We start from the raw sequence: 26,548 nt of genomic DNA on the forward strand, positions 1-26,548 counted from the left end.
CGATATGTCCAGCAAGCTCGACCAGCTCACCGGCTGGCTGAAAGAACGCAAGATCACCGAGGTGGAATGCCTGATCAGCGACCTGACCGGGATCGCCCGCGGCAAGATTTCCCCTACCAACAAGTTCCTCGATGAGAAGGGTATGCGCCTTCCTGAGAGCGTGCTGTTGCAGACCGTCACGGGCGACTACGTCGAGGATGACATCTACTACGAGCTGCTCGATCCCGCCGATATCGACATGTTCTGCCGCCCCGATCCGGACGCAGTATTTCTGGTGCCTTGGGCCATCGAGCCGACCGCTCAGGTGATCCACGATACTTACGACAAGATGGGCAACCCCATCGAAATCTCGCCGCGCAACATCCTCAAACGGGTGCTGAAGATGTACGCCGCCAAGGGTTGGCAGCCGATCGTCGCGCCGGAGATGGAGTTCTACCTGACCAAGCGCTGCGAGGACCCGGATCTGCCGTTCCAGCCGCCCATCGGCCGCTCGGGTCGCCAGGAAACGGGCCGGCAGTCGTTCTCCATCGATGCGGCGAACGAATTCGATCCGCTATTCGAAGACATGTACGACTGGTGCGAGGCCCAGGGGCTGGATCTGGATACCCTGATCCACGAAGAAGGCACCGCGCAGATGGAAATCAACTTCCGTCATGGCGAGGCGTTGCACCTGGCCGACCAGATCTTGGTATTCAAGCGCACCATGCGCGAGGCCGCGCTCAAGCACAACGTCGCTGCCACCTTCATGGCCAAGCCGATGACCGGCGAGCCGGGCAGCGCCATGCACCTGCACCAGAGCGTGATCGACGAGACCGGCCGCAATATCTTCTCCAACAGCGACGGCACCATGAGTCAGCTGTTCCTGCACCACGTCGGCGGTCTGCAGAAGTACATTCCCGAGCTGCTGCCGCTGTTCGCGCCGAACGTAAATTCGTTCCGCCGTTTCCTGCCCGACACCTCGGCGCCGGTGAACGTTGAGTGGGGCGAGGAGAACCGCACCGTCGGCCTGCGCGTACCGGATTCCGACCCGCAGAACCGTCGTGTCGAGAACCGCCTGCCAGGTGCCGATGCCAATCCGTATCTCGCCATCGCTGCCAGCCTGCTATGTGGCTACATCGGCATGGTCGAGGAGCTGACGCCGAGCCAGCCCGTCAAGGGGCGCGGCTATGAACGCCGTAACTTGCGCCTGCCGTTGACGCTGGAAGCGGCGCTGGAGCGGATGGAGAACTGCCGCGAACTCGAGAAGTACCTGAGCCCGAAGTTCATCACCGGCTACGTCGCGGTCAAGCGTGCCGAACAGGAAAATTACCACCGGGTGATCAGCTCCTGGGAACGCGAGTTCCTGATGCTCTCGGTGTAAAGCGGTCGTAGGGTGGAGGCTTCGGGTGGATGAGTTTTTCATCCATCGAAAATCACGGATAAAAGAGGTGACTGATGAGCGATTCGCAAACCCTGCAATGGCAAGCTCTGAGCCGCGACCATCACCTGCCGCCGTTTACCGATTTCAAGGCGCTCAACGCCAAGGGCACGCGGATCATCACCCGCGGCGAGGGCGTCTATTTGTGGGACAGCGAAGGTCACAAGATCCTCGACGCCATGGCCGGGCTCTGGTGTGTGAACCTGGGTTACGGTCGCGAGGAGCTGGTCGAGGCGGCGACTCGCCAGATGCGCGAGCTGCCGTACTACAACCTGTTCTTTCAAACCGCGCATCCGCCAGCGCTGGCATTGGCCCAGGCCATCGCCGAAATCGCCCCGGAAGGCATGAACCACGTGTTCTTTACCGGTTCCGGCTCGGAGGCCAACGACACTGTGCTGCGTATGGTGCGGCATTACTGGGCGATCAAGGGCCAGCCGGCGAAGAAGGTCGTCATCGGTCGCTGGAACGGCTATCACGGCTCGACCATCGCCGGTGCCAGCCTTGGCGGCATGAAGGCGATGCACGAGCAGGGCGATGGACCGATCCCGGGGATTGAGCATATCGACCAGCCCTACTGGTTCGGCGAGGGTGGTGATCTGGATCCGGACGAGTTCGGCACGCGCGTGGCCGAACAGCTCGAGCAGAAGATTCTTGAGGTGGGCGAAGACAAGGTCGCCGCCTTCATCGCCGAGCCGATCCAGGGCGCGGGCGGCGTGATTATTCCACCGGACAGCTACTGGCCGAAGATCCGCGAGATCCTCGCGCGTTACGACATCCTGTTCATCGCCGACGAAGTCATCTGCGGCTTCGGCCGTACCGGCGAGTGGTTCGGCAGTGACTACTACGGCAACGCGCCGGACCTGATGCCTATCGCCAAGGGACTGACCTCCGGATATCTACCCATGGGCGGCGTGGTGGTGCGCGACGAAGTGGTGCACACCCTTAATGAGGGGGGCGAGTTCTACCACGGCTTCACCTATTCGGGGCATCCGGTGGCGGCCGCGGTGGCGCTGGAAAACATCCGCATCATGCGCGAAGAAAAAATCGTCGAGCGGGTCAAGAGCAAGACGGCACCTTATTTGCAATCTCGCTGGCAGGAGCTGGTCGACCACCCGCTGGTGGGGGAAGCGAGGGGTGTGGGCATGCTCGGCGCGCTGGAGCTGGTAAAGAACAAGAAGACCCGTGAGCGTTTTGCCGATCCGGGGGTGGGCATGCTCTGTCGCGAGCATTGCTTTCGTAACGGTCTGGTGATGCGCGCGGTGGGCGACACCATGATCATCTCGCCACCGCTGGTGATAAACGAAGAGCAGATCGACGAGCTGATCGGCAAGGTTCGCCTGTGCCTGGATGCCACCGCCAAGGACGCGCTCGGCTGACCGAAAGGGTGCGAGCGAAAGTGCTCAGCGGCCGGCACGGACTAATGTTACGAGCGTGCGAGCGAACCTCGTTCGGGTTGTTGAAAAACGGACACCGACCTTGCCAGACTGCGCGCGTGCTTTGGCCTGACTACCGAGGGGTGTGTCGATGCCGGCACAACCCAGTTACTGCCAGGAAGCGGTGGGAGATGGTGTTCATCTTTCCGACCTGTCCCTAGCCCCGATACAAAACGACGACAACAGGAGCTGCACGGATGAAACCCTTTGCCAAAACCCTACTTGCCCTGACGCTGGCTGGCGCCGTAGCTGGCGCTGCGCAGGCCGAAGACAAGGTGCTGCACGTCTTCAACTGGTCCGATTACATCGCCGAAGACACTCTGGACAATTTCACCAAGGAAACCGGTATCAAGGTGGTCTACGACGTCTTCGACAGCAACGAGGTGCTGGAAGCCAAGCTTCTTGCGGGCAGCTCGGGCTATGACGTGGTCGTGCCGTCCAACCCGTTCCTGGCCAAGCAGATCAAGGCCGGGGTATTCCAGAAACTCGACAAGAGCAAATTGCCGAACTGGGAAAACCTCGACAAGGATCTGCTCAAGGCGCTGGAGCCGAGCGATCCGGGCAACCAGTACGCGGTTCCTTACATGTGGGGCACCATCGGCATCGGCTACAACCCCGAGAAGGTCAAGGCCGCGCTCGGCGAAGACGCCCCGGTGAATTCCTGGGATCTGGTGTTCAAGCCTGAAAACATGGAAAAGCTGAAATCCTGCGGTGTCTCTTTCCTCGACTCGCCGACCGAGATCATCCCAGCGGCGCTGCACTATCTCGGTTATGAACCAGACTCCACCAAGCCTGACGAGCTGAAGAAGGCCGAAGAGCTGTTCATGCAGATCCGCCCGCACGTGGCCTACTTTCATTCCTCCAAATACATCTCCGATCTGGCCAACGGCAACGTCTGCGTCGCCATCGGTTATTCGGGGGACGTTTACCAGGCCAAGGCGCGTGCCGAGGAAGCGGGCAATGCGGTCACGGTGAAATACAACATTCCTCAGGAAGGCGCCGGCACCTTCTTCGACATGCTGGCCATTCCGGCCGACGCAAAGAACGTCGAGAGCGCGCATACCTTCTTGAATTACCTGATGAAGCCCGAAGTGATGGCGTCGATTACCGACTACGTTCAGTTCCCCAACGGAAACGCGGCGGCGACGCCGCTGGTGGATGAAGCGATCCGAACCGATCCGGGTATCTATCCGAGCCAGGCTGTCCTGCAGAAGCTCTACACCTTCCCGGATCTCGATCCGAAAACCCAACGGACCATGACCCGCAGCTGGACCAAGATCAAGTCGGGTCGTTGATCGAGGCGCTCAGGCTGGCTCTTCGGAGCGGCCTGGCGATACGCCGGCGGGACTACCGCCGGCATCCTTATCGGGAGGGTGGCATGCACGGAACTGCATTTCTGGCCGGCATTCTTCGCGTGCAGTTTATTTCTGGAGCATGGCCGCATCGCCAGTTGCGTTCTTCCAGTTGATTTTTCGAGGTTTTTCCAATAAACAGCCCGCCTTCCGCCCGCCGCGACAGGTGCGGTCTGCAACAAGAGGACAATCCCATGCACTCGACACTGAAGTCGCTCATCATCGCCGCTGCCGTTGGCGGCGCCGCTACCGCGCAGGCCGCCACCGTTCACATCTACAACTGGTCTGATTACATCGGCGAAACCACGCTGGAAGAATTCGAGAAAGAGACCGGCATCAAGCCTGTTTATGATGTCTTCGACTCCAACGAAACCCTCGAAGGTAAACTCCTCGCCGGCCGTACGGGCTATGACGTGGTAGTGCCTTCCAACCATTTCCTCGGCAAGCAGATCCAGGCCGGGGCTTTTCAGAAGCTGGACAAGAGCAAGCTGCCGAACTGGGAGAACCTGGACCCGGCGCTGCTAAAGCAGCTGCAGAAGAACGATCCTGGCAACGCCTATGCTGCCCCTTATCTCTGGGGAACCAACGGCATTGGCTACAACGTCGAGAAAGTGACCGCCGCGCTGGGGATCGAGAAGGTGGATTCCTGGGCCGTATTGTTCGAGCCGGAAAACGCCAAGAAGCTCGCCGGTTGCGGCATTGCATTTCTAGACTCGGCCGACGAGATGATTCCGGCCATGCTCAACTACCTGGGCCTCGACCCCAACAGTGAGAACCCGGAAGACTACGCCTTGGCCGAAGCCAAACTGTTGGAAGTGCGCCCATACGTGCGGTATTTCCATTCGTCCAAGTACATTTCCGATCTGGCCAATGGCAATATTTGCATTGCCGCCGGTTTCTCGGGGGATGTCTTCCAGGCCGCCGCACGCGCCGACGAGGCGGGCAAGGGCATCGACATCGCTTACTCGATTCCCAAGGAAGGCGGCAATCTCTGGTTCGACATGCTCGCCATTCCCGCAGACGCACAGAATGTCGACGAAGCTCACGCGTTCATCAACTATTTGCTGAAGCCGGACGTGATCGCGTCGGTCAGCGATTACGTGGGCTATGCCAACCCCAACCTGAACGCCGATGAACTGATGGATCAGGAAGTGCGCAATGACCCTTCAGTCTATCCGCCCCAGGAAGTGCTGGATCGGCTGTATGTCTCCGCCGAGCTGCCGCAGAAGGTGTTGCGCTTGAAAACCCGCAGCTGGACCAAAGTGAAGTCCGGCCAGTAACGACGACAAGTGGTGGGTGCGTGCCGTCGCGCCCACCCGATACTCCCGGCGTGGCCGGGCCTATTTTTCCAATCGGGAGTTCGCGCATGGCAGTTGCCTCCAGCGCCTACAAAAAAGCCCTCACCGGTGAGAGCCAGAACAAGCAGGTGCTGCTGAAGATCGACCGCGTCACCAAGAAGTTCGATGAAACGGTGGCGGTCGATGATGTCTCGCTGAGTATCCATCAGGGCGAAATATTCGCGCTGCTTGGTGGCTCGGGCTCGGGCAAATCAACCTTGCTGCGCATACTGGCGGGTTTCGAACGGCCTACTGAAGGCCGGATTTTTCTCGACGGTCAGGACATCACCGATATGCCGCCCTACGAGCGGCCGATCAACATGATGTTCCAGTCCTATGCCTTGTTTCCGCACATGAGCGTGGAGCAGAACATCGCCTTCGGCCTCAAGCAGGACGGATTGGCTAAGGCCGAGGTCGACGAGCGGGTGAAAGAAATGCTCGGCCTGGTGCAGATGACTCAATATGCCAAGCGCAAGCCGCATCAGCTTTCCGGTGGTCAGCGGCAGCGGGTGGCGCTGGCGCGGTCACTGGCCAAGCGACCGAAGCTGCTGCTGCTCGATGAGCCCATGGGTGCCCTGGATAAAAAGCTGCGCTCGCAGATGCAGCTGGAGCTGGTGCAGATCATTGAGCGGGTCGGTGTGACTTGCGTGATGGTGACCCATGACCAGGAAGAGGCCATGACTATGGCCGAGCGCATCGCCATCATGCACCTGGGCTGGATCGCCCAGGTCGGCAGTCCGATGGATATCTACGAAACGCCGGCCAGCCGCCTGGTCTGCGAGTTCATCGGCAACGTCAACCTGTTCGATGGCGAGCTGATCGAAGACTCCGAAGCCTATGCCGTGATCGCCTGTCCGCAACTGGAGCGGCCGATCTATGTCGGCCACGGTATCAGCACCCGGGCCCAGGATAAGCGGGTGACCTACGCCCTGCGCCCGGAAAAGCTCCTCATGAGTCTGGAGAGGCCGGTGCTGGAGCTGGCCGACTACAACTGGGTGCAGGGCGAGGTGCATGACATTGCTTACCTGGGCGGCCACTCGGTGTACTACATCAAGCTGGAATCGGGGATGCTGCTGCAGGCCTTCGTCGCCAACGCCGAGCGCCACGTGAAATGGCCCACCTGGGAAGAGCAGGTCTATCTGCACTGGCTAAGCGACAGCGGCGTGGTGCTGCAGGCATGAGGCGCTCGCCCTTGAACACCGGACGCCGACTGGTCATCGGCGTGCCCTTCCTCTGGCTGATGCTGTTCTTTCTGCTGCCGTTCGCCATCGTGCTGAAGATCAGCTTCTCCGAAGCCGATGTGGCGATCCCTCCGTATACGGACATCTTCGCCTACGCCGAGCAACAGCTGCAGGTGGTGATCAATCTCGGCAATTACATCTTTCTCAGCGAAGACGATCTGTACTGGGCGGCCTATGCCGGCTCGCTGAAAATTGCCTTCTTCAGCACCCTTCTTTGCCTGCTGATCGGCTACCCCATGGCTTACGCCATCGCCCGGGCGCGCAAGGATCTGCAGACCGTACTGTTGTTGCTGATCATGATGCCGACCTGGACTGCGATCCTGATCCGCGTCTATGCCTGGATGGGTATCCTCAGCAGCAACGGCATCCTCAATGGCCTGCTCATGGGGCTGGGGCTGGTCGACGAGCCGCTGCGCATCCTCAACACCGATCTGGCTGTATACATCGGCGTGGTTTATTCCTACTTGCCGTTCATGATCCTGCCGCTCTACGCCAATCTGGTGAAGCACGACTTCAGCCTGCTCGAGGCCGCCTCGGACCTCGGTGCGCGCAACCTCACCAGCTTCTGGAAGATCACCGTGCCGCTGTCGAAGAACGGAATCATTGCTGGCTGCATGTTGGTGTTCATTCCGGTAGTGGGCGAGTTCGTCATCCCCGAACTGCTGGGCGGGCCGGAAACGTTAATGATTGGTAAGGTGCTTTGGCAGGAGTTCTTCAACAACCGTGACTGGCCAGTGGCGTCCGCCCTCGCTGTGGTGATGCTGGCGATCCTGCTGGTGCCGATCATCCTGTTCAACCGTAACCAAGCCAAAGAGCTTGAGGGCAAGCTATGACTCATCTAAGTAGCTGGCTGCCCTGTTCAACCGGCACTCAACCCACAAGCATGGCGAAAGAGTTGGAGGGCAAGCTATGAAACGTTTGAGCTTTTCCAATCTGATCCTGGTGCTTGGGCTGCTGTTCATCTATCTGCCGATGGTGCTGCTGGTCATCTATTCGTTCAACGCGTCGCGGCTGGTGACGGTGTGGGGCGGCTGGTCACTGAAGTGGTATATCGGTTTGCTGGACAACAGCCAGCTGATGGGCGCGGTAATGCGCTCGTTGGAGATTGCGTTGTACACCGCCGTGGCAGCGGTGGCGCTGGGTACCATGGCGGCGTTCGTGCTGACCCGGATTCCCAATTTCCGAGGCCGCACGTTGTTTGGTGGGTTGGTGACCGCGCCGCTGGTCATGCCCGAGGTGATCACCGGTCTATCGTTGCTGCTGTTGTTTGTCGCGATGGCGCAGCTGATCGGATGGCCGGCACAGCGGGGCATCATGACCATCTGGATCGCGCATACCACCTTTTGCTCAGCTTATGTCGCGGTGGTCGTGATGGCACGTCTGCGCGAGCTCGACCAATCCATCGAGGAAGCGGCGATGGACCTCGGTGCGCGGCCTTGGAAGGTGTTCTTCCTGATCACCATGCCAATGATCGCGCCATCGCTGGCAGCCGGTGGGATGCTTTCGTTCGCCCTGTCGCTGGACGATCTGGTCCTGGCCAGCTTCGTTTCCGGGCCGGGCTCGACCACCTTGCCAATGGAGATTTTCTCCGCCGTCAGGCTTGGCGTGAAGCCCGAGATCAACGCGGTGGCCAGTCTGATCCTGTTGGTGGTGTCGCTGGCGACCTTTCTCGCCTGGTACTTCAGCCGTCGTGCAGAGAAGCGCCGGGTTCGCGCGATGCGCCAGGCCATGGATGAGGGCGCCCAGTCGAACTGGCGGCCGGCAGTCGACAATACGGTCGCGACGCCACCCTCGGCCCATAGCTGAGCTACCTGGCCGCTCCCTGGCTGGCGGGGTTCCAGTCACAGAAGCAGCCCACCGCGAGCGAATGCGTGGCGTTGACCTGACGGCCCGCCAGCACCGCTTCGAGGATCGGCTCGATGAAGCTGTTGCTGGAGTTGCACACGGCGCCCTCGCTATAGGGGCCGACATAGACCAGACGACCGCTCGCATCCCAGATACCCACGGCCGGGCTGGCAGGCAGGCTGTCTGCGCCGGGCAAGGCGGGAAGGGTTTGCAGGCCGGCCAGCTGGTCCGGCAGACGGCCCCGAGTGCCCGGCTTTTGCAGCGCATAAAAGCGCACACCTCGATCGCCGAAGCGCTGCACCAGTTCGGACAGGTGTTGCTGGTTGCCTGCGTTGCAGGGGCAGGCTGGGTCCCAGAAATGCACCACGCGGATCGGCCCGTCGCCGGCCAGGGCTGGGGGCAGCGCCAGGTCGTCACCTGAAAACAATTGCGTACGTTCGCTTTCGAAGGGGCGCAGATAGCGCGCCTCGAACCACCAGAAGGCGGCCAGCATGGCGCCGCCCCAGAGTAGCGCGATGAGCGCTGCTATCAGATATTTGCTGCGTAGGGACATGGAGGCGCTCTTCGATGGAGGCGCCAGCTTGCCACGTCGCGCTGCAGAGCTGAATATCCGTTCAACTTGAGTAAGAAAACCTGTCATGCCTTCGCAAATCGATCCCGACGCCCTCCGCGCACAGCTGAGGCCTCTCAGCCATGGCGCCGAGCTCACCGCTGACGCACGTTTCTATCAGGCCTACTACGGCCTCGACCTGCCCCACCACGATGGTATCCAGCGGCGTCTGGGCTGCTTTTCAGTGCACGGTTATCAGGTTGCCGCGCAGGCGTGGTATCCCGAACAGCCGGTGGCGACGCTGCTGATCCTGCACGGTTATTACGACCATATGGGCCTTTACCGGCACGTCGTGGATTGGGGCCTGCACATGGGCTTCGCGGTGCTCGCCTGCGACCTGCCGGGGCATGGTCTATCCAGCGGCCCGCGCGCCAGCATCAATGAGTTCGATGAATATCAGGCAGTGCTGCACGGCCTGCTGAATGAGGCTGAAAGGCTGGAGCTGCCGCGGCCCTGGCATCTGTTGGGGCAGAGTACCGGGGCTGCGATCGTGCTCGATTATCTGCTCAGTCAGCCGGAACACCCGCAGCTGGGGCGCGGGATTCTGCTGGCGCCGCTGGTGCGGCCACGCGCCTGGGGCTGGTCGCGGTTCAGTTACGAAATGGTACGGCGCTTCGTCAAGCAGATCCCTCGCCGCTTCAGCGAGAACTCGGGCGATCCGGCGTTTCTCCAGTTCATCCAGTCGAGCGATCCGCTGCAGCCGGATATTCTACCGACCGCCTGGGTCGGCGCACTGTCACGGTGGATTCCCCGTATCGAGGATGCGCCGCGAAGCCCGCACAGCCCGATCATCGTTCAGGGAGAGGCTGACATGACCGTCGACTGGCAGCACAACCTTCCAGTACTCGAACGCAAATTCACCGCGCCGGACATCCTTCGCCTCCCCGGCGCACGTCATCATCTGGTCAACGAGCGCGAAGCAATACGCCGCGAGTATTTCGATTTTCTCAGCGAGCGGCTGAAGTAGCGTCGAGCGCTTTATCCGCAGCGCCAGCCTGTGCTTGAATTTCGCTGCCGCTCATGCCGACCGCAAGGCCGGCACGCAGGGCTTGTAGCGCGGCCTGGTAGTAGCGCTGGCCCGCTTCCGATTGGGCGAACTCGACGAATTCCTCCAGTTCGGCGTCGGAGAGGTCGCGATAGATGTACAGCAAGGTGTTGTCCAGGTCGCTCTCGACCTGCTGCTGCAAACGCTCGCGCTGGCTGTCGAGCAGCCCCTGCGCCTGCCCGCCACCGAGCAGGCCGGGAATCATCTGGCTGAGGCTATCAGCCGCGACCCCGGCGAGCGCCAGGCTGACCTCGGCACCGGCTTCGGCCGCCGGCAATGCCTGCGCGAGATGACGGATCAGCAGTTGCCGATTGCTGCCGGCTTCCATTCGTGGCAAGCCATTTTCGTAGCGGGCCAGCTGCTCGCGGCGGCCAGCCAATGTTTCCGCCGCGACTACCTTGTGGCCCAGCGGTGACTGGAAGAAGCCCAGTGCTGGCTGCGGGTCCTGCAGATTGTTCCGTAATGCCTGCTTGGCACGCTGGTCAATGGCGTTGACCGCGAAGCGTCGGTTGCTGTTGTTCACCAGCGCTTGATAAACCGCGGGCGGCAAGCTGTTCTTGTAGCGTTGCTGAGCGGCGGTCAGGGCATCGGAAAAGTTGGCGCGTTGCTCGGCCCAGCCTGCGGCCTCGTAAAGTTCATCGTAGCTATCGGCCAGAGTGTTCAGGCTGAAGGCGAGTAGTACACAAGCAATAAGGGCGCGCATGGAAGCTCCTCTGTGGCGGGCGGTTTATTTTCGGCGTCGCGCCCCGGGCTTGTCGAGGAGCGAAAGCACTGCTGCTAGACTCAGCCGCTGTTTCCGAGCGGGCCCACCGAGGCCACAGGGAAACGTCATCCGACCCATTGGAGTCACCTTCCTTGCCGTTCTCTATGATCATTGACGATCTCGCCGCGAGCGGCTGGTCGTTGCAGAGTTCCTTCCTGTCCAATGATGTGACCCGGGAGTTGGCCGACGAGTGCCGCAGACGCTATGCCGAGGGCGCGCTGGCGCCAGCCGGTGTTGGTCGAGGCGAGGAGCAGGCGGTGCGCGAAGGCATTCGCGGCGACCATATTCATTGGCTGGAGGAGGGGCAGGCGGAGGTCTGCGATGCCTACCTGGCGCTGATGGACGAGCTGCGGCAGATGCTCAATCGCGAGCTGTTTCTTGGCCTGGAAGAGTTCGAGTGCCACTTCGCGCTCTATCCGCCGGGTGCCTTCTATCAGACTCATCTGGATCGTTTCCGCGATGACGACAGCCGTTGCGTCAGCGCCGTGCTCTACCTGAACCCGAACTGGCAACCCGCCGATGGGGGTGAGCTGCGCATGCATTTCGCCGATGGATCGACCCGGGACATCCCGCCGCAGGCCGGCGACCTGCTGATCTTTATGTCCGGTGATTTTCCCCATGAAGTGTTGGTCACCCGCAGCGATCGGGTGTCGTTGACCGGCTGGTTTCGCCGGCGTCCGGTGGATGTGTTGGCGCTCTAAGACCGAAACGCTCTGGACACGCATAAAAAAGCCCGGCACTAAGGCCGGGCTAAAGAAAAAAGCATATGCGGCGTTATTACATCCCCAGCAGGTTAGGCAGGCCCAGGGAGATGGCCGGAACATAGGTGATGACCATCAGGAATGTCAGCAGCAAGGCCAGCCACGGCAGCACTGCGCGAATCACCTGAGTGACCGGCATACCGGTTACCGCCGAGGCGACGAACAGGTTCAGCCCCACTGGCGGGGTGATCAGGCCGATTTCCATATTGACCACCATGATGATGCCGAGGTGAATCGGGTCGATACCCAGCTGCACGGCGATCGGGAACAGGATCGGCGCCAGGATCAGGATGATCGCCGACGGCTCCATGAACGCACCGGCAATCAACAGCACAACGTTCACTACCAGCAGGAACATCCAGGGTTGCAGCCCAGCCTCAAGCACCATGGCGGTGATTTGTTGCGGAATCTGCTCAGTTGTCAGCACGTGTGCGAAGAGCATCGCGTTGGCGATGATGAACATCAGCATGATGGTGAGCTTGCCCGACTCCAGCAGCACCTTCGGGCAATCGCGGATGCTGATGTCCTTGTAGACGAACAGCGCGATGAAGGCCGAATACACCGCCGCCACCGCGGCCGCTTCAGTCGGGGTGAACATGCCGGAGTAAATCCCGCCGAGAATGATCACCATCAGCAGCAGGCCCCATACCGCCTTGCGTGCCGATGACAGCCACTCACGGAAGGTCGCCCGCGGCATCGCCGGCAGGTTCTTCTTCACCGCAATGATATAGATCGCCACCATCAGCCCGGCACCCAGCAGAATGCCTGGCACCACACCGGCCATGAACAGCTTGCCCACCGAGGTTTCGGTAGCGGCGGCGTAGACCACCATGACGATAGACGGCGGAATCAGAATGCCCAGGGTACCGGCGTTACAGACGATGCCGGCGCCGAAGGCCTGCGGATAGCCGGAGCGGACCATGCCGGCGATGGCGATGGAACCGACCGCGGCTACAGTCGCTGGCGACGAACCCGACAGCGCGGCGAATAGCATGCAGGCCATTACCGCACCGATGGCCAGGCCACCACGGATGTGGCCGACTGTGGCGTTGGCGAAGTCGATCAAGCGCTTGGCTACACCGCCGGTGGTCATGAAGGCGCCAGCCAGCAGGAAGAACGGAATAGCCAGCAGGGTGTAGTGCTCGGACGTCTCGAACAGCTTGATCGCCAACGAAGTAACCGAGTCCGGGCTGAACAGCAAAATGGTCAGCGAGCCGGCCAGGCCGAGCGAAACGGCCACCGGCACGCCGATGAACATCAGGGCAAATAGCGCCAGGAAGAGGAACAGGATAGTCATTTACTTCGGCTCCTCTTCACCGAGCTTGGCCGCTTCGGCAGCTTCGTCTGCCAGGCCCAGGCCGGTTTGCTCGTTGCGCAGGATGCGCACGAAAATCTCGACGAAACGGATAAAGACCAAAGCGAATCCGATCGGCACGATCATTCCGATATGCCATTGCTTGACACCGAAATGACCAAGGTCTTCAGCGCCGATATTGGCGTTGAACAACGCCTGGATCCATTCGAAACTGGCCACGCTCAGCAGGGCGGCATAACCCAGACAGAACAGGCAGGCAACGATGCCGATGTATCGCTGTACCGGGCGCGACGCGAGCTTGACCAACGCATCGACGCCGATATGGCCGGCGGTACGCACGCCGTAGGCCAGGCCGGAGAAGATCAGCCAGGCGAACAGTGCCTTGGTCAGCGCGGTGCTCCAGGTCATCGCCTGGGCGAAGCCGATAACGAAATCGCCAATGGCGAAGAAGAAGTCTTCAGCTGCCGGAAAGGACTCGGCAAGGCTGTAGAAAACGGTGTAGAGGTTGTTCAGGACCACGTAAACGAAGGTCACCAGAGTCATGGCGGCCAGCAGGAAGGCAATGAAACCCTCCTCGAAGTGGTCCCAGACGCGCCAGAGGGCGTTCATGGATGACATCTCCCGATGGAATGCTGTGTTTCGATAGGCGTACAGAACGTGCGCGATGAGCCGGTCTGGTAACCGGATGACAGAGCAGTGAAAAGGCTTGTTCTGGACAAGGCGAGAAAGAGGCTGATTCAGCTGCCGCCTGGTCGCAATGTCGTTATGTTTTTTCGCTGCGCTGTCGGTACTGCCCGTGCTGAATGAAGGGAGCGAGTAGCCTCGCTCCCTTTCAGTCAGTACTTACTGAGCGTTGGACGCTTCAGCGGCCTTGATCAGGTCTGCGCCGATTTCGCTCTCGAACTTCTTCCAGACCGGCTTCATAGCTTCGCGCCACTTGGCACGTTCTTCCGGGGTCAGTACGAGGATTTCGGTAGTGCCAGCGGCCAGGATGTCGGCTTTGGCCTTCTGGTTCAGCTCGTCGGCCTGCTTGTTCACCTCAACAGTAACCTCTTCCAGGATGGTTTCCAGCTCGCCGCGAACGTCAGCCGGCAGACCATTCCAGAACTTGGTGTTGGTGATCAGCATGTAGTCGAGCAGACCATGGTCAGACTCGGTGATGTGCTTCTGCACTTCATGCATCTTCTGCGAGTAGATGTTCGAGTAGGGGTTCTCAGCACCGTTGACCACGCCGGTCTGCAGACCCTGATAAACCTCGGCGAAGCTCATCTTGCGCGGGTTGGCGCGCAGCGCCTTGAACTGCTCGTCCAGTACAGCGGATGCCTGTACGCGGAACTTCAGACCACGTGCGTCTTTCGGCTCGCGCAGTTCCTTGTTGGCGGACAGCTGCTTCATACCGTTGTGCCAGTAGCCCAGGCCGGTGATGTTCTTGTCTTCCATGGAGCTCAGCAGGTTCTGGCCGGCTTCGCTCTGCTGGAAGCGGTCTACCGCCTGGATGTTGTCGAACAGGAACGGCAGGTCGAACACCTGAACGCCCTTGGAGTAGTGCTCGAACTTGGCCAGCGAAGGCGCGATCAGCTGCACGTCGCCCAGCAGCAGCGCTTCCATTTCCTTGCCGTCACCGAACAGGGAGGAGTTCGGGTAGACCTGAACTTCAACCTTGCCGGGCAGACGCTCTTCTACCAGCTTCTTGAACAGGTTAGCGCCCTGGCCTTTTGGTGTGTTGTCCGCAACCACGTGGGAGAACTTGATCAGGATCGGGTCGGCAGCCTGGGCCAGGCCTGCGATACCCAGTGACAGAGCGCAGGCAAGCGCCGTGGCGGTCAGTTTGAACATTGTTGTTTTTCCTCTTGTTGTGAATTGAGCCGCCGCTTCGAAACGGCAACTCGGCTGTGGCCAGCAAGACAAGTCTAGGCGTCATCGAGGAAAAGTCGCGGCGCCAACGGTAGACCTGTTTCACCAACTCGTGGGTTAGCGAGAGCAAGTGCTGTGCCAGAAGACACATAGCCCGCCCTCGTGATGCGGGAGTTTACCGGTGTAGTGGCAGAATGCTGACGAATATTTCTCAACCAGCGTGTCTAACTCGCAGCCTCCACTGTTTGCGGGTGGGTTCGGCTGCGTGCGTTATCTAGCCGGACAACTGTTGCAAAGACGTGGCAAAAGGGCACTGCGGCGGAAAATGCAGTTCCCTGTCATTGGCTCGTGGCGGAAATCCGCCAGCTATTCGCCGTCGTCCGGCGAGGTTCCGCCAGCATCGTTGAAGACCAGGCCGTGCTTGCGCAACTTATCGTGGAGTGTCTTGCGGGGCAGGCCGAGGGCTTCGGCGACACTGCGCAACGAGCCATGCGGCCGGGCCAACTCGGCGGCGATCAGGGCCCGTTCGAAGGCGTCGACTTGCTCGTTTAGTGCGCTGGCGGTCGCTGCAGCTGTGCCGGCGGCGATATGGGTTGGGTCTTCGAGGCCCAGCTCGAGGCCCAGGGCAAATCGCTCCGCGGTGTTCTGCAGTTCGCGGACGTTGCCCGGCCACAGGTGCCTGAGCAATTGCGCGCGTTGCTCCGGGCGCAGCTCGCGGATTGGCAGGCCGTGGCGGCTGGCCGCGGTCTCGGTGAAATGCTGAAACAGGAACAGCAAGTCCTCGCTGCGCTCGCGCAACGGTGGGATGCGTAGTGGCGCCACGTTCAGCCGGTAGTAGAGGTCCGCACGGAAGCGGCCCTGGTCGGCAGCCTGGCGTAGATCTTCCTTGGTGGCGGCGATCACACGGATATCCAGTGCAATGGATTGGTTTCCGCCCAAGCGTTCAACGACCCGCTCCTGCAGCATACGCAGCAGCTTGACCTGCACATCCAAGCTCATGCTTTCGATTTCATCGAGAAAAAGGGTGCCCCCATTGGCGAACTCGAACTTGCCGATGCGGCGTTTCTGCGCGCCGGTAAAGGCGCCCGCCTCGTGGCCGAACAGCTCGCTTTCGACCACCGATTCGGCCAGCGCGCCGGCGTTGATCGCGACGAAGGGACCCGTGCGACGATTGGATAAGTCATGCAGTGCGCGCGCTACGACCTCCTTACCGGCGCCGGTTTCGCCGAGGATCAACACGTCGGCCTGGGTACCGGCCAACGCCCCGATCTGCTCGCGCAAGCGCTGCATGGCCGGCGACTGGCCGAGCAGGCGCGTCGACAGCTGCTGACGATCGGCCAGCGCCAGGCGCAGGCTGCGGTTGTCGAGTACCAATTGGCGCAGCGCCAATGCGCGGCGCACGCTGTCGAGCAGCGCCTCGCTGGGAAAGGGTTTCTCGAGGAAGTCATAGGCGCCGGCGCGCATCGCCTGCACCGCCAGCTGAATATCGCCATGACCGGTGATCAGCAGAACCGGGAGGCCGCTGTCGATGGCTTGCAGCTGCTGCTGGAGTTCGAGGCCGTCGAGCCCCGGCATTCGAATATCGCTGACCACCACGCCGGGCCAATCCACCGGCAGCTGGCCGGGCAGACCGCGGGCATCGCCCAGGCTGAGCACCTTGAGCCCGGCAAGGTCGAGCGTCTGGCTCAGCGCCTTGCGTAGGTGGGGATCGTCATCGACCAAGACTACCTGATACTGCGGGTCGATCTGGCTGGTCATGCTAGTCCTCGCTCGGGAAGGCGACACCGGGGTCGGCGGATCGCAGGTAGAGGCTGAGCTGGGCGCCGCCTTCGGGATGATTGGCGATCGTCAGCTCGCCGTCCAGGGCGCGTGTCAGGGTATCGCAAATGGCCAAACCCAGCCCCAGACCCTGCGCGCTGGTCTTGGTGGTGAAGAAAGGCTCGCGGGCGCGCTGCAGCGCCTCGGTGGAAAACCCCGGGCCGTTGTCGCGCAGCGTCAGCAATACGCCGTCGCCCTGGCGTTCGGCGCGCAGCCAGATGCGTCGTACCGGTGGCCGCTCATTGAGCGCGTCGAGTGCATTGGCTAGCAGGTTGGAGAGGATTTGCCGCAGCCGTGTTTCACCCGCCTGAACCCACAACGTCGCGTCCGGAAGATCGCGAATCAGCTCGACGCCCATGGCTTGGCGACGCTTGGCCAGCAAGGCCAAGGCGTCGTCCAGCGCCGGCTGTAGCGCCACCCGCTCCGGCGCGTGCCGATCGCGACGGGCAAAAGCCCGCAGGTGGGCAATGATCGATGCCATGCGTGCGGTCAGTTCGCTGATCAGTCGGAGGTTGTCGCGGGCTTCTTCGTTGCGCTGCTGGTCGAGCAGCACACCGGCATTATCCGCATAACTGCGAATCGCCCCCAGCGGTTGATTGAGTTCGTGGCTGATGCTCGCCGACATGGTGCCCAGCGCGGACAGCTTGCCGGCTTGCAACAGTTCGTCCTGCGCACGGACCAGCTCCTGTTGGGCCTGCTCGCGTTCCAGTACTTCCTCCTTGAGCCGGCTGTTCAGCGCCTCCAGATCCTGCGTCCGCTCCTGCACGCGGCGCTCTAGCTGCTGCCGCGCCTTGGCATCCAGGGCGATGCGCTCCAGGTAGTGGCGGCGCCGCTGCATCAACAACCCGAGCAGCAGCAATACCGCGGCGAGGGTGGCTGCACCGATCGCGACGACGGTCCGCACCGGCCGTTCGGCCAGGCTGATCGGCGCTAGAATGCGCACGGTCCAGCCGGTTTCCTTGAGCTCACGACTCTGGATCAACCACGCATCGATATCGAGCGTCAGATCCTGGGGCTCGAGCGTCGGGTAGGGCCGTTCGGACGCGATCTGCTCGCGTTCTTCGATATCCAGCGCCCGGCTTGCGCGGAATCGCCATTCCGGCTTGGAGGTGAGGATCACCACACCGAAATTGTCGGTCACCATGAGCTGCTCGGGCGTGTTGCCCCAGAGTGTCTCGGTGTAGTCCAGGTCCACCTTGACCACCAGCGCGCCGAGCACCTCGTCGCCGTCGCGCACGGCCGCGCCGAAGTAGTAGCCGCGTTTGCCAGAAGTAGTGCCGAGGCCGAAGAAGCGTCCCAGCTTGCCGGCCATGGCTTCCCTGAAATAGGGCCGGAAGGCGAAGTTGCGATTGACGAAGCTGTCTTCGTCGTTCCAGTTCGACGCCGCCAGGGTCTTGCCATCCGGTGCCATCAGGTAGATCACATCGGCACCGGTTTCCTTGCGCAGTTGATCCAGCAGGCGATTGGCTTGGTCCTTGGCGGTAGGGCTGTCCGGCTGCCGCAGCGCCGCGCGCAGGGTTGGCAAGTCGCCGAGGATGCGTGGCAGCACCTCGTAGCGACGCAGCGAGCCGAGCAGGTTGGCCACGTAGAGGTCGAGCGTCTGTCGGTTCTGCTCGATCAGCTCGTTACTGTAATAACGTTCGGCCAGTTGTTGCAGCGGCCACAGCAGCGGCGCTAGCAATAGCGCGACCAGGGCCAGATTGCGCCAGCGTGGGCGGCGAGGAGGTTCGAGTGGTGTCATGCAGATGCGCCTGTGATTCGGGCGGCATTATGCACCTTAAGCACAGGGCAGGGCGCCTCTGGCGCGGGGGAGATGAACGGCCGAGTCGATGCCGAGCGGCATTCAGATTGTTTGCGTGGCCTGATGACCCCCAATCGCCTGAAAGTTGCCAGTGTTGCCGAGGCATTGATGCAACGCGGTTTCCCAGTCCGGCAACTCGACGCCCCAGTCACGTTGCAAGCGTGCGCAGCTGAGCCGCGAATTGAGCGGGCGCTGGGCAGCGGTGGGGTAGTCCGTGGACTGGATGGGCTCGAGCCGGGCCCGCAACAGGCCCTGGCGTTCCAGGTGTTGGGCAATGCTGCAGGCGAAGCCGTACCAGGACGTTTCGCCGCTGGCGGTCAGGTGATACAGCCCGCTGGGACCGCCAGTGCCCGTGCGCCATTTGCGCACCATCTCGGCTGTCACTGCGGCGATGGTACCGGCCCAGGTCGGTGCGCCGACTTCGTCGTCAACCACCGACAGCGCGTCACGTTCCTGCAACAGGCGCTGCATGGTCAGCAGGAAGTTACGACCGTGCAGCGAATAGACCCAGCTCGTACGCAAGATCAGATGCTGGCCACCGACTGCCTGAATCGCTTGCTCGCCGGCCAGCTTGCTCGCCCCATATACGCTCAAGGGGGCCGGATGGTCCTCTTCGTTGTACGGCTCGCGCTTGCGCCCGTCGAAGACGTAATCGGTGGAGTAATGAATCAGGGGTATGCCAAGCGCCGCAGCTTCTTCGGCGAGCACGCCAGGTCCGGTGGCGTTCACCGCAAAGGCCTGATCGCGATTGTCCTGCGCTGGGTCGACCGCAGTGTAGGCGGCGGCATTGATGATCAGGTCGGGGCGCAGCAGGCGAACCTGCTGGCGAATCTGCATCGGCTCGGCCAGGTCAAGCACCTTGTGGCCCAAAGCGAGCACCTTCCCTTCACCGGCAAGCGCCAGTTGCAGCTCCTGAGACAGTTGCCCCTTGCTACCGGTGATCAGGATTTTCATGCAAACAGCTCCGCTTCGCTGAGAACCTTACCTGCCGCATCCTTCTGCGATAGCTGCGGCAGCTCCTGGAACGGCCACTCGATGCCGATCTGCGGATCGTTCCAGAGCAGTGAGCGCTCATGGGCTGGCGCGTAGTAGTCGGTGGTCTTGTAGAGGAACTCGGCACTTTCGCTGAGTACCACGAAACCGTGCGCAAAACCTTCAGGAATCCATAGCTGGCGCTGATTTTGGGCGCTCAGGCGGGTGCCGACCCAGCGGCCGAAGCTGGGCGAGCTGCGGCGCAGATCCACCGCTACGTCGAACACCTCGCCGGCCACGACCCGCACCAGCTTTCCCTGGGGTTGCTGGATTTGGTAGTGCAGCCCGCGCAGCACGCCGCGCTGGGACTTGGAATGGTTGTCCTGAACGAAGGTTCGCTTGAGTCCGGTGGCCGTCTCGAAAGCCGCCGCGTTGAAGCTTTCGTAGAAAAAACCGCGCTCATCACCGAACACCTTGGGCTCGATGATCAGCACATCGGGAATGTCGGTTTCGATGATCTTCATGCGTCTTCACCCGCCAGTTTGAACAGGTACTGGCCATAGCCGGTCTTGCCCAAGGCATCGGCGCGGCGCAGCAGCTGCTCGCGATCGATCCACTTGTTCTGGTAGGCGATCTCCTCCAGGCAGGCGACCTTGAGCCCTTGACGGTGCTCAATGGTCTGCACGTACTGGGAGGCTTCGAGCAGGCTGTCATGGGTGCCGGTGTCGAGCCAGGCGAAGCCGCGGCCGAAGCGCTCGACGTTAAGGTCGCCACGCTTGAGGTAGGCGTTGTTGACGTCGGTAATTTCCAGCTCGCCGCGTGGCGACGGCTTGATCGACTTGGCGATCTCGACCACATCGTTGTCGTAGAAATACAGGCCGGTCACCGCGTAGCTGGATTTCGGCTTGGCCGGTTTCTCTTCGATCGACAGCGCCTTGCCGTTCTCGTCGAAGTCGATCACGCCGAAACGCTCTGGATCCTTGACCCAGTAGCCGAAGACCGTGGCGCCTTTAGTCTGCGCGGAGGCGCGTTGCAGCTTCTCGGTGAAGTGCTGGCCGTGGAAGATGTTGTCCCCGAGGATCAGGCACACCGGGTCATCGCCGATGAACTCTTCGCCGATCAGGAAGGCCTGCGCCAGGCCGTCCGGGGACGGCTGTTCGGCATAGCTGAAGTTGACACCGAACTGGCTGCCGTCACCCAGCAGATTCTTGTACTGCGGCAAATCCTGCGGGGTGGATATCAGCAGGATGTCGCGAATCCCGGCAAGCATCAGCACCGAAATCGGGTAATAGGCCATGGGCTTGTCGTAGATCGGCAACAGCTGCTTGGATACGCCCAAGGTGATGGGGTGCAAACGAGTGCCGGAGCCTCCGGCGAGGATGATTCCTTTCATGCGTTCTCCAGCGCGCCAAGGCGCTCACGTTGATAGCTGCCATCCTGTACGCGACGGCACCATTCGAGGTTGTTGAGGTACCACTGCACGGTCTTGCGTAGGCCGGTCTCGAAGGTCTCCTGCGGCACCCAGCCGAGTTCGCGCTCGATCTTGCTGGCGTCGATGGCGTAGCGCAGGTCGTGGCCCGGGCGGTCTTTGACGAAAGTGATCAGGTCCTCGAAGCGTGCCAGGCCTTCGGGTTTCTGCGGCGCCAGCTCTTCGAGCAGGGCGCAGATACCGCGTACTACCTCAATGTTCTTCTGCTCGTTGTGGCCGCCGATGTTGTAGGTCTCGCCGACGGTGCCTTCGCTGACCACCTTGAACAGCGCGCGCGCGTGATCCTCGACGAACAGCCAGTCACGCACCTGGGTGCCGTTGCCATAGACCGGAAGCGGCTTGCCATCCAGCGCATTGAGGATCACCAGTGGAATTAGCTTCTCGGGGAAGTGATAGGGGCCGTAGTTGTTCGAGCAGTTGGTGATCAGCACCGGCAACCCGTAGGTACGCTGCCAGGCGCGAACCAAATGATCGGAAGAGGCCTTGCTGGCCGAATACGGTGAGCTCGGGGCGTAGGGCGTGGTTTCGGTAAACAAGTCATCGACGCCGTGCAGGTCGCCATACACCTCGTCGGTGGAGATATGGTGGAAGCGGAACGCCTCGCGGCGCTCGGCCGGCAGGGTCTGCCAGTAGACACGAGTCGCTTCGAGCAGTTGATAAGTGCCGACGATGTTGGTCTGGATGAACTCAGCCGGGCCGTCGATGGAGCGATCAACGTGCGACTCGGCGGCCAGATGCATGATGGCGTCCGGCTGGAACTCCAGCAGCGCTTCGCTCACCCGCTCGCGGTCCGCGATGTCGGCTTGTAGAAACTGATAGCGATCGCTGTTTTGCACATCTGCCAGCGACTCCAGGTTGCCGGCGTAGGTCAGCTTGTCCAGATTCAGGACGCTGTGCCCGGTGTCTTGGATGAGGTGGCGGATCAGAGCAGAGCCGATGAATCCGGCTCCGCCGGTTACGAGAATGCGCATGATTGAAAGGCTTCCTTGGCGCGCTACAGAGCAACAGGCTCTTGGCATGTCGGCAGGATAGACCTGCCGAAAATACAAAAATTCCCAGCCGTGGCTGGAGTTGGTAAGACGCAGTGAACGTCTGGGCAGCTTTCAGCGGGCGCGACCGACGCTGTTCGTCGGCGCGGCGTTGCGGTGACCTACGACGCGGTGACGGTTTTTCTTACCCGCCGCCAATTCACGCAGGTTGCAGCAGCCCGTGCGCCGCTGTGCCAACGTCTCTTCTGCCTTCTCGGCACTGCGCGAGTATGCGAACAGACGCAAGCTGGCTAATAAGGAGCGGTGGCGCGAAGGGCACAATTGGGTAATATCAGCGCGATATTATCGACAGGTAGCAACGGAATGCACACCCGTAACGAACAGCTTGCCGAATTGCTGAGCCTCACCACGCACGGTTTTTCTCAACTGGCCGAGGCTCTGGTCACGCTCTCCTTTGAACTCATGGCCAGCGAAGACCCCGCAACACGGATCGCCAGCCGCCGTATGGTCACGAGGATGGCGGCGATCCAGTCGGCTTTCGCTCAGCAGTTGAGCCTGCTCGAACCCATCGGCGAGCAGCAGCCCGCCGCTCCGGACACATGGCCAGAAGACGGCATGGAAAGCCCGGGCGTGAACCCGTCAGACCGTTAACGCTTGAACTGCTCCAGACTTCGCGATCTAGCTCACGTCGGTTACGGCAGTTGACGGGCGTGAGACAGGGTCCAGTCGAGAATCTCCTGACTGAGCGTATCGCTGGCTCGCCCAAATGCCTCGATCACGCTTTCCACGCTTGGATCGGCGCTGGGCTGGCGAACCTCGAACCGTCGGTTGGCCAGGGTGTGCTGGTCGTTACGATTGACCAGGCGCGCATCGAGGGTGATCAGCACCATGGGTTTGCCGTCGATGTAGACGCTCTGAAAGGCGCGCAGATCGCTGTGCAGGCTGAGATCGGCATAAAGATTTACATCCTCGTTGCTCACCGAGGACATGCGGCCATCGCGCTGGAACGCTTCGATCAAGCGATCGCGCAGTAGCACGGGCGCCGCATCGCTCCAGCGTGCGCCGCCATAAGAGCTGATCTGGTTGCCCTGCGGCACCACGGCGATGCGCGGGCTGGAGAGGATGCGACTGGCCTGCGGGGTATTGATGCGCAGCGCGTGTTGGAGTGCCGGCTCGCTGGCCTGCTGCGGCGATGTCGTGGTGGGGAGGAGATAAATTCGCAACGGCTCGGACTCCGGCAGTATCGAGCAGGCCGAGAGGGTGACGAGCAGTCCGAGCAGGACGAGGCGAGGCAGGGAATGAAGGCGACGGTTCATGGGTTGAACTCCTGCAGTTTGTCTCGGCCGAGCAGGAAACCGCTCGGGTTGTCTTCCAGGCGCTGGGTCACCCGGCGCAGGGCGCCAAGGGTGGTGCGCAATTCGTTGATGGCCGGGCCCAGTTCGTTGAAGCCCTGCATGCCGTTGTTCAGCGCGCCCTGGTTCTCCTCCAACAGGGTATCCAGGCGCGCCGTGGTGCGATCCAGTGCGCTCATCGATTGGGCCGCGCTGTCGAGTACGCTGCGGCCCTGATCGTCGAGCAGACCGTTGGCGTTACGCGCCAGGCTCGACAACTCGCCCATGACGACGTTGGCCTGCTGGCTCAGCTGATTGAATTGTTGCAGCGTCTGGGCCAGGTCGCCGCGCTGGTCTGAGAGCACGCTGGTGGCCTGCTCCAAATGTTCCAGGGTGCGGCTCAAACGCGTGGTGTTTTCCTCGGAAAAGATCTGGTTGGCGCTGAGCAGCAGATTATTGATGTTGCTCATAAGGTCCTCGCCGTTCTCCAGCAGCGCGCTGAGCGAGGAAGGATCGGCGACGATCAGTGGCGGGTTATCGGGGTCACCTTCAAGGCGCGGGCTTTCCGGAGTGCCGCCGTGCAGCTGGATGACCATGCTGCCGGTGATGTTGGCGAGCGCCAGACGCGCCTGGGTGTCTACCTTGATCGGCGTGCCGCCATAGACACGAATGCGCGCGCGGACCTTGCGCGGATCGTCCGGCTCCAGCCACAGCTGGGTAACGTCGCCCACCTTGATGCCGCTGTATTCCACCGAGCTGCCGCTGGATAGCCCGCTGACGGCCTGGCTGAAGCCGATGTCGTAGTAACTGTACTCGCGGTCGATGCTGGATTTGCCTAGCCACAGCGCGAAGAGCAGCGCGCAGCCGACCGCGATCACGGTGAACAGACCGATCAGGACATGATGGGCACGGGTTTCCATTCAGAATGTCTCCAGCTTTGGCAGGCCGTCAAAAACTACCTGCGTTGGCAATACTGCGTTAAAACCGACCTGGGTCGCCAGCCCGGTCAAAATGCTCATTACAGCACGTAAACTCGTACGCGAGCCCGGTCCGCTTCTTCGGCTATTTTGACTCACTGCGCTCGCCCTTCGGGCCAGCCTTCGGCTGTTACTCTTTGGTCGTTGCGCCTTGTCTCGCCTGCCTCGCCTACGTTTTTCAACGGACTGCCAGCGCGGCGCCATGCGCAGCGCGGCCACGAGGGCCATGGAAGTATTCGCGGATCCAATCGTCGTCGGTGGCGGCGACCGCCTCCAGGGTATCGACCACCAGCACGCGCCTCTGCGCCAGTACGGCGATGCGATCGCAGATGGTGTAGAGCGTATCCAGGTCATGGGTGACCAGGAACACGCTGAAGCCCAGCGCATCGCGCAGGGTCAGTATCAACTGATCGAACGCTGCCGCGCCGATGGGGTCGAGGCCGGCGGTGGGCTCATCGAGAAACAGTACTTCCGGATCCAGCGCCAGGGCGCGAGCCAACGCCGCGCGCTTGACCATGCCGCCGGACAGCTCGTCAGGGTATTTGCAAGCGGCTTCCGGTGGCAGCCCGGCCAGCGCCAGCTTCTGCCGCGCCAGGTGTTCGGCATCGGCGCGCTTGAGACCGATGTGCTCGATCAGCGGCAAGGCGACATTTTCCTGCAGGCTAAGCGAGGTGAACAGTGCGCCGCGCTGGAACAGCACGCCGAAGCGTCGCTCCACCTCCGAACGACGCTGGGCGGGAAGCTTCAACAGGTTCTCGCCGAACACCTTGACGCTGCCGGCGTTCGGTCGGCGAAGGCCGACGATGCTGCGCAGCAGCACCGACTTGCCGGTGCCGGACCCGCCGACCACGCCGAGGATTTCACCGCGGCGGATATCCAGGTCGAGGTTGACATGCACCGCCTGTTTGCCGAAGCGATTGACCAGCCCGCTGACCTGGATCACAGGTTCTTTCGTGCTCACCAGCCCATCTCCATGAAGAACAATGCGGCGACGGCGTCCAGCAGGATCACCATGAAAATCGACTGCACCACGCTGGAAGTGGTGTGCTCGCCCACCGACTGTGCGCTGCCGCTGGCCTTGAAGCCTTCCAGGCAGCCGATCACCGCGATCAGGAAGGCGAATATCGGTGCTTTGCCGATGCCGACCAGGAAGTGATTGAGCGGAATATCGCGCTGCAAAATGGTGAAGAACATCGCCGGCGAGATGTCCAGCGCCAGCGAACAGACCACCAGCCCCCCGACGATGCCGCTGAGGATGCCGATAAAAGTCAGGATCGGCAGGGTGATCAACATCGCCAGCACCCGTGGCAGCACCAGCAGCTCGATGGGGCTGAGGCCGAGGGTGCGAATGGCGTCGATCTCCTCGTTGGATTTCATCGCCCCGATCTGCGCGGCAAAGGCGCTGGCGGTGCGGCCGGCGAGAAGGATCGCGGCCAGCAGCACACCGAATTCGCGCAGGAAGGAGAACGCCACCAGATTGACCGTATAGATGGTTGCGCCGAAGTCAGCCAACACAGTGGCGCCGAGAAAAGCCACCACGGCGCCGACCAGAAAGGTCAGCAGGGCAACGATCGGGATCGCGTCCAGACCGGTCTGCTCTATATGCGCGACCAGCGCGGTCACGCGCCAGCGCCGCGGATTGAGGATGACGGTAAAGAGTGTCTGCAGGGTCAGGCCGATAAAGCCGAGCAGGGTGCGTTGCTGGTTCCAGACCCCGGAGACGGTGCGACCTACGTGTGCCAGTACATCGGCCAGGCCGTTGGTTTGAGGTGCCTGTTCGGCTTCTGGTTGGTCCAGCGCGGCGGCGACGGTCGTCAGCAGCGCCCGTCGTTCCGCAGGCAGCTGCGGCGCCCATTCCTGCAGGCGGGCCATTCGCGCCGGTCCGAGCAGCTCGACCAGCAAGCCGGCGCCCGCAGTGTCCAGCTCGCCGATCGCATCGAGGTCGACTTGGTCGGCATCGGTGACTTGGCGGCGAGCCTGCTCGACCTCACGGCGCAGGGTTGCGTAGTGTTTCAGCGTCCAGTCGCCGCCGATCGCCAGTGTGGCGGCCGTGGGGTCGCTGTTCGGTTGCCGCTGCAAACTGCCGGGCGGCGAAATCGGGTGCGTCAAAGTGGTTTCCCATGTTTGCGAGGCGTAGGAGGCCGGTGCCCTGCGCCGCGGCTTTTGACAGATCCTATCAGGTCGGACCCTGCAATCAC

General features: G+C 61.7%; 25 protein-coding genes. 10 read left to right on the plus strand and 15 right to left on the minus strand.

The genetic code is table 11. The features are described from left to right. Positions 1 to 4: 4 nt before the first annotated feature. The 7 genes from H3028_RS05500 to H3028_RS05530 all read left to right on the plus strand — a co-directional run bounded on the left by H3028_RS05500 (position 5) and on the right by H3028_RS05530 (position 8,586). The gene (locus H3028_RS05500) at positions 5 to 1,360 is read left to right on the plus strand and encodes a glutamine synthetase family protein (protein ID WP_168422654.1); all 1,356 of its coding nucleotides are present in this window, start codon (positions 5 to 7) and stop codon (positions 1,358 to 1,360) included. A gap of 74 nt (positions 1,361 to 1,434) precedes the next feature. Continuing rightward, positions 1,435 to 2,793 (plus strand): aspartate aminotransferase family protein, encoded by a 1,359-nt coding sequence (locus H3028_RS05505; RefSeq protein WP_181296061.1) that lies wholly within the window; start codon positions 1,435 to 1,437, stop codon positions 2,791 to 2,793. Positions 2,794 to 3,047: 254 nt separating this feature from the next. After that, a complete protein-coding gene (locus H3028_RS05510; protein WP_181296062.1) occupies positions 3,048 to 4,145 on the plus strand; it encodes a polyamine ABC transporter substrate-binding protein in 1,098 nt (365 codons plus the stop codon). Positions 4,146 to 4,396: 251 nt separating this feature from the next. Further along, positions 4,397 to 5,482, plus strand: coding sequence for a polyamine ABC transporter substrate-binding protein (locus tag H3028_RS05515; RefSeq protein WP_181296063.1), 1,086 nt, complete (start codon positions 4,397 to 4,399; stop codon positions 5,480 to 5,482). Positions 5,483 to 5,568: 86 nt separating this feature from the next. Further along, on the plus strand, positions 5,569 to 6,720 hold the full coding sequence (potA, locus tag H3028_RS05520; protein ID WP_181296064.1) for a polyamine ABC transporter ATP-binding protein: 1,152 nt from the start codon (positions 5,569 to 5,571) through the stop codon (positions 6,718 to 6,720). A gap of 11 nt (positions 6,721 to 6,731) precedes the next feature. Then, positions 6,732 to 7,613: an ABC transporter permease subunit gene (locus H3028_RS05525; RefSeq protein ID WP_181296065.1), complete on the plus strand. Its 882-nt coding sequence runs from the start codon at positions 6,732 to 6,734 to the stop codon at positions 7,611 to 7,613. Between the two features lie 76 nt (positions 7,614 to 7,689). Further along, on the plus strand, positions 7,690 to 8,586 hold the full coding sequence (locus H3028_RS05530) for an ABC transporter permease subunit (protein WP_181296066.1): 897 nt from the start codon (positions 7,690 to 7,692) through the stop codon (positions 8,584 to 8,586). A gap of 1 nt (position 8,587) precedes the next feature. Here H3028_RS05530 and H3028_RS05535 read toward each other — a convergent pair whose 3' ends face one another. Further along, positions 8,588 to 9,178 carry a DUF6436 domain-containing protein gene (locus H3028_RS05535; RefSeq protein ID WP_181296067.1) on the minus strand — a complete coding sequence of 197 codons (591 nt, stop codon included), beginning with the start codon at positions 9,176 to 9,178 and terminating at the stop codon, positions 8,588 to 8,590. Positions 9,179 to 9,263: 85 nt separating this feature from the next. On the opposite strand from H3028_RS05535, the gene H3028_RS05540 reads away from it, so the two are divergent. Next, on the plus strand, positions 9,264 to 10,202 hold the full coding sequence (locus H3028_RS05540) for an alpha/beta hydrolase (RefSeq protein WP_181296068.1): 939 nt from the start codon (positions 9,264 to 9,266) through the stop codon (positions 10,200 to 10,202). Here H3028_RS05540 and H3028_RS05545 read toward each other — a convergent pair. Then, positions 10,183 to 10,983: a hypothetical protein gene (locus H3028_RS05545; RefSeq protein WP_181296069.1), complete on the minus strand. Its 801-nt coding sequence runs from the start codon at positions 10,981 to 10,983 to the stop codon at positions 10,183 to 10,185. The two genes, H3028_RS05540 and H3028_RS05545, sit on opposite strands and share 20 nt — an antisense overlap. 152 nt (positions 10,984 to 11,135) lie before the next feature. Between H3028_RS05545 and H3028_RS05550 the strand changes: the two genes are divergently transcribed. Next, positions 11,136 to 11,744 (plus strand): 2OG-Fe(II) oxygenase, encoded by a 609-nt coding sequence (locus H3028_RS05550; protein ID WP_181296070.1) that lies wholly within the window; start codon positions 11,136 to 11,138, stop codon positions 11,742 to 11,744. Positions 11,745 to 11,820: 76 nt separating this feature from the next. On the opposite strand, the gene dctM is transcribed toward H3028_RS05550, so the two are convergent. From dctM to rfbB, 9 genes are all read right to left on the minus strand, one after another. Further along, a complete protein-coding gene (dctM, locus tag H3028_RS05555; RefSeq protein WP_181296071.1) occupies positions 11,821 to 13,101 on the minus strand; it encodes a C4-dicarboxylate TRAP transporter large permease protein DctM in 1,281 nt (426 codons plus the stop codon). Then, on the minus strand, positions 13,102 to 13,728 hold the full coding sequence (locus tag H3028_RS05560) for a TRAP transporter small permease (protein ID WP_181296072.1): 627 nt from the start codon (positions 13,726 to 13,728) through the stop codon (positions 13,102 to 13,104). Positions 13,729 to 13,962: 234 nt separating this feature from the next. After that, positions 13,963 to 14,955 carry a C4-dicarboxylate TRAP substrate-binding protein DctP gene (gene dctP, locus H3028_RS05565; protein ID WP_181296073.1) on the minus strand — a complete coding sequence of 331 codons (993 nt, stop codon included), beginning with the start codon at positions 14,953 to 14,955 and terminating at the stop codon, positions 13,963 to 13,965. A gap of 384 nt (positions 14,956 to 15,339) precedes the next feature. After that, complete coding sequence (locus tag H3028_RS05570) at positions 15,340 to 16,731, minus strand: sigma-54 dependent transcriptional regulator (RefSeq protein ID WP_181296074.1); 1,392 nt, start codon at positions 16,729 to 16,731, stop codon at positions 15,340 to 15,342. A gap of 1 nt (position 16,732) precedes the next feature. Continuing rightward, positions 16,733 to 18,532, minus strand: a complete 1,800-nt coding sequence (locus H3028_RS05575) for an ATP-binding protein (protein WP_181296075.1) — start codon at positions 18,530 to 18,532, stop codon at positions 16,733 to 16,735. Between the two features lie 102 nt (positions 18,533 to 18,634). Continuing rightward, positions 18,635 to 19,546 (minus strand): dTDP-4-dehydrorhamnose reductase, encoded by a 912-nt coding sequence (gene rfbD / locus H3028_RS05580; protein WP_181296076.1) that lies wholly within the window; start codon positions 19,544 to 19,546, stop codon positions 18,635 to 18,637. Continuing rightward, entirely contained in the window at positions 19,543 to 20,088 is a 546-nt protein-coding gene (rfbC, locus tag H3028_RS05585) for a dTDP-4-dehydrorhamnose 3,5-epimerase (protein ID WP_181296077.1), read from the minus strand. Before rfbC ends, rfbD begins: the two co-directional genes overlap by 4 nt. Beyond that, entirely contained in the window at positions 20,085 to 20,957 is an 873-nt protein-coding gene (gene rfbA / locus H3028_RS05590) for a glucose-1-phosphate thymidylyltransferase RfbA (RefSeq protein ID WP_181296078.1), read from the minus strand. Before rfbA ends, rfbC begins: the two co-directional genes overlap by 4 nt. Beyond that, positions 20,954 to 22,024 (minus strand): dTDP-glucose 4,6-dehydratase, encoded by a 1,071-nt coding sequence (rfbB, locus tag H3028_RS05595; protein ID WP_181296079.1) that lies wholly within the window; start codon positions 22,022 to 22,024, stop codon positions 20,954 to 20,956. Before rfbB ends, rfbA begins: the two co-directional genes overlap by 4 nt. Positions 22,025 to 22,405: 381 nt before the next feature. Here rfbB and H3028_RS05600 point away from each other — a divergent pair, with 381 nt between their 5' ends. Beyond that, positions 22,406 to 22,693 carry a hypothetical protein gene (locus tag H3028_RS05600; RefSeq protein WP_181296080.1) on the plus strand — a complete coding sequence of 96 codons (288 nt, stop codon included), beginning with the start codon at positions 22,406 to 22,408 and terminating at the stop codon, positions 22,691 to 22,693. A 41-nt stretch (positions 22,694 to 22,734) separates the two neighbouring features. Here H3028_RS05600 and H3028_RS05605 read toward each other — a convergent pair whose 3' ends face one another. The 4 genes from H3028_RS05605 to H3028_RS05620 all read right to left on the minus strand — a co-directional run bounded on the left by H3028_RS05605 (position 22,735) and on the right by H3028_RS05620 (position 26,429). Further along, positions 22,735 to 23,358 (minus strand): ABC-type transport auxiliary lipoprotein family protein, encoded by a 624-nt coding sequence (locus H3028_RS05605; protein ID WP_181296081.1) that lies wholly within the window; start codon positions 23,356 to 23,358, stop codon positions 22,735 to 22,737. Then, the gene (locus H3028_RS05610; protein ID WP_181296082.1) at positions 23,355 to 24,293 is read right to left on the minus strand and encodes an MlaD family protein; all 939 of its coding nucleotides are present in this window, start codon (positions 24,291 to 24,293) and stop codon (positions 23,355 to 23,357) included. Before H3028_RS05610 ends, H3028_RS05605 begins: the two co-directional genes overlap by 4 nt. A 235-nt stretch (positions 24,294 to 24,528) precedes the next feature. Further along, positions 24,529 to 25,311 (minus strand): ABC transporter ATP-binding protein, encoded by a 783-nt coding sequence (locus H3028_RS05615; protein WP_181296083.1) that lies wholly within the window; start codon positions 25,309 to 25,311, stop codon positions 24,529 to 24,531. Further along, complete coding sequence (locus H3028_RS05620; protein ID WP_181296203.1) at positions 25,308 to 26,429, minus strand: ABC transporter permease; 1,122 nt, start codon at positions 26,427 to 26,429, stop codon at positions 25,308 to 25,310. The genes H3028_RS05615 and H3028_RS05620 overlap by 4 nt, the downstream gene beginning before the upstream one ends. Positions 26,430 to 26,548: the final 119 nt, after the last annotated feature.

Source organism: Pseudomonas sp. Q2-TVG4-2 (assembly GCF_013620795.1).
GTDB lineage: Bacteria > Pseudomonadota > Gammaproteobacteria > Pseudomonadales > Pseudomonadaceae > Stutzerimonas.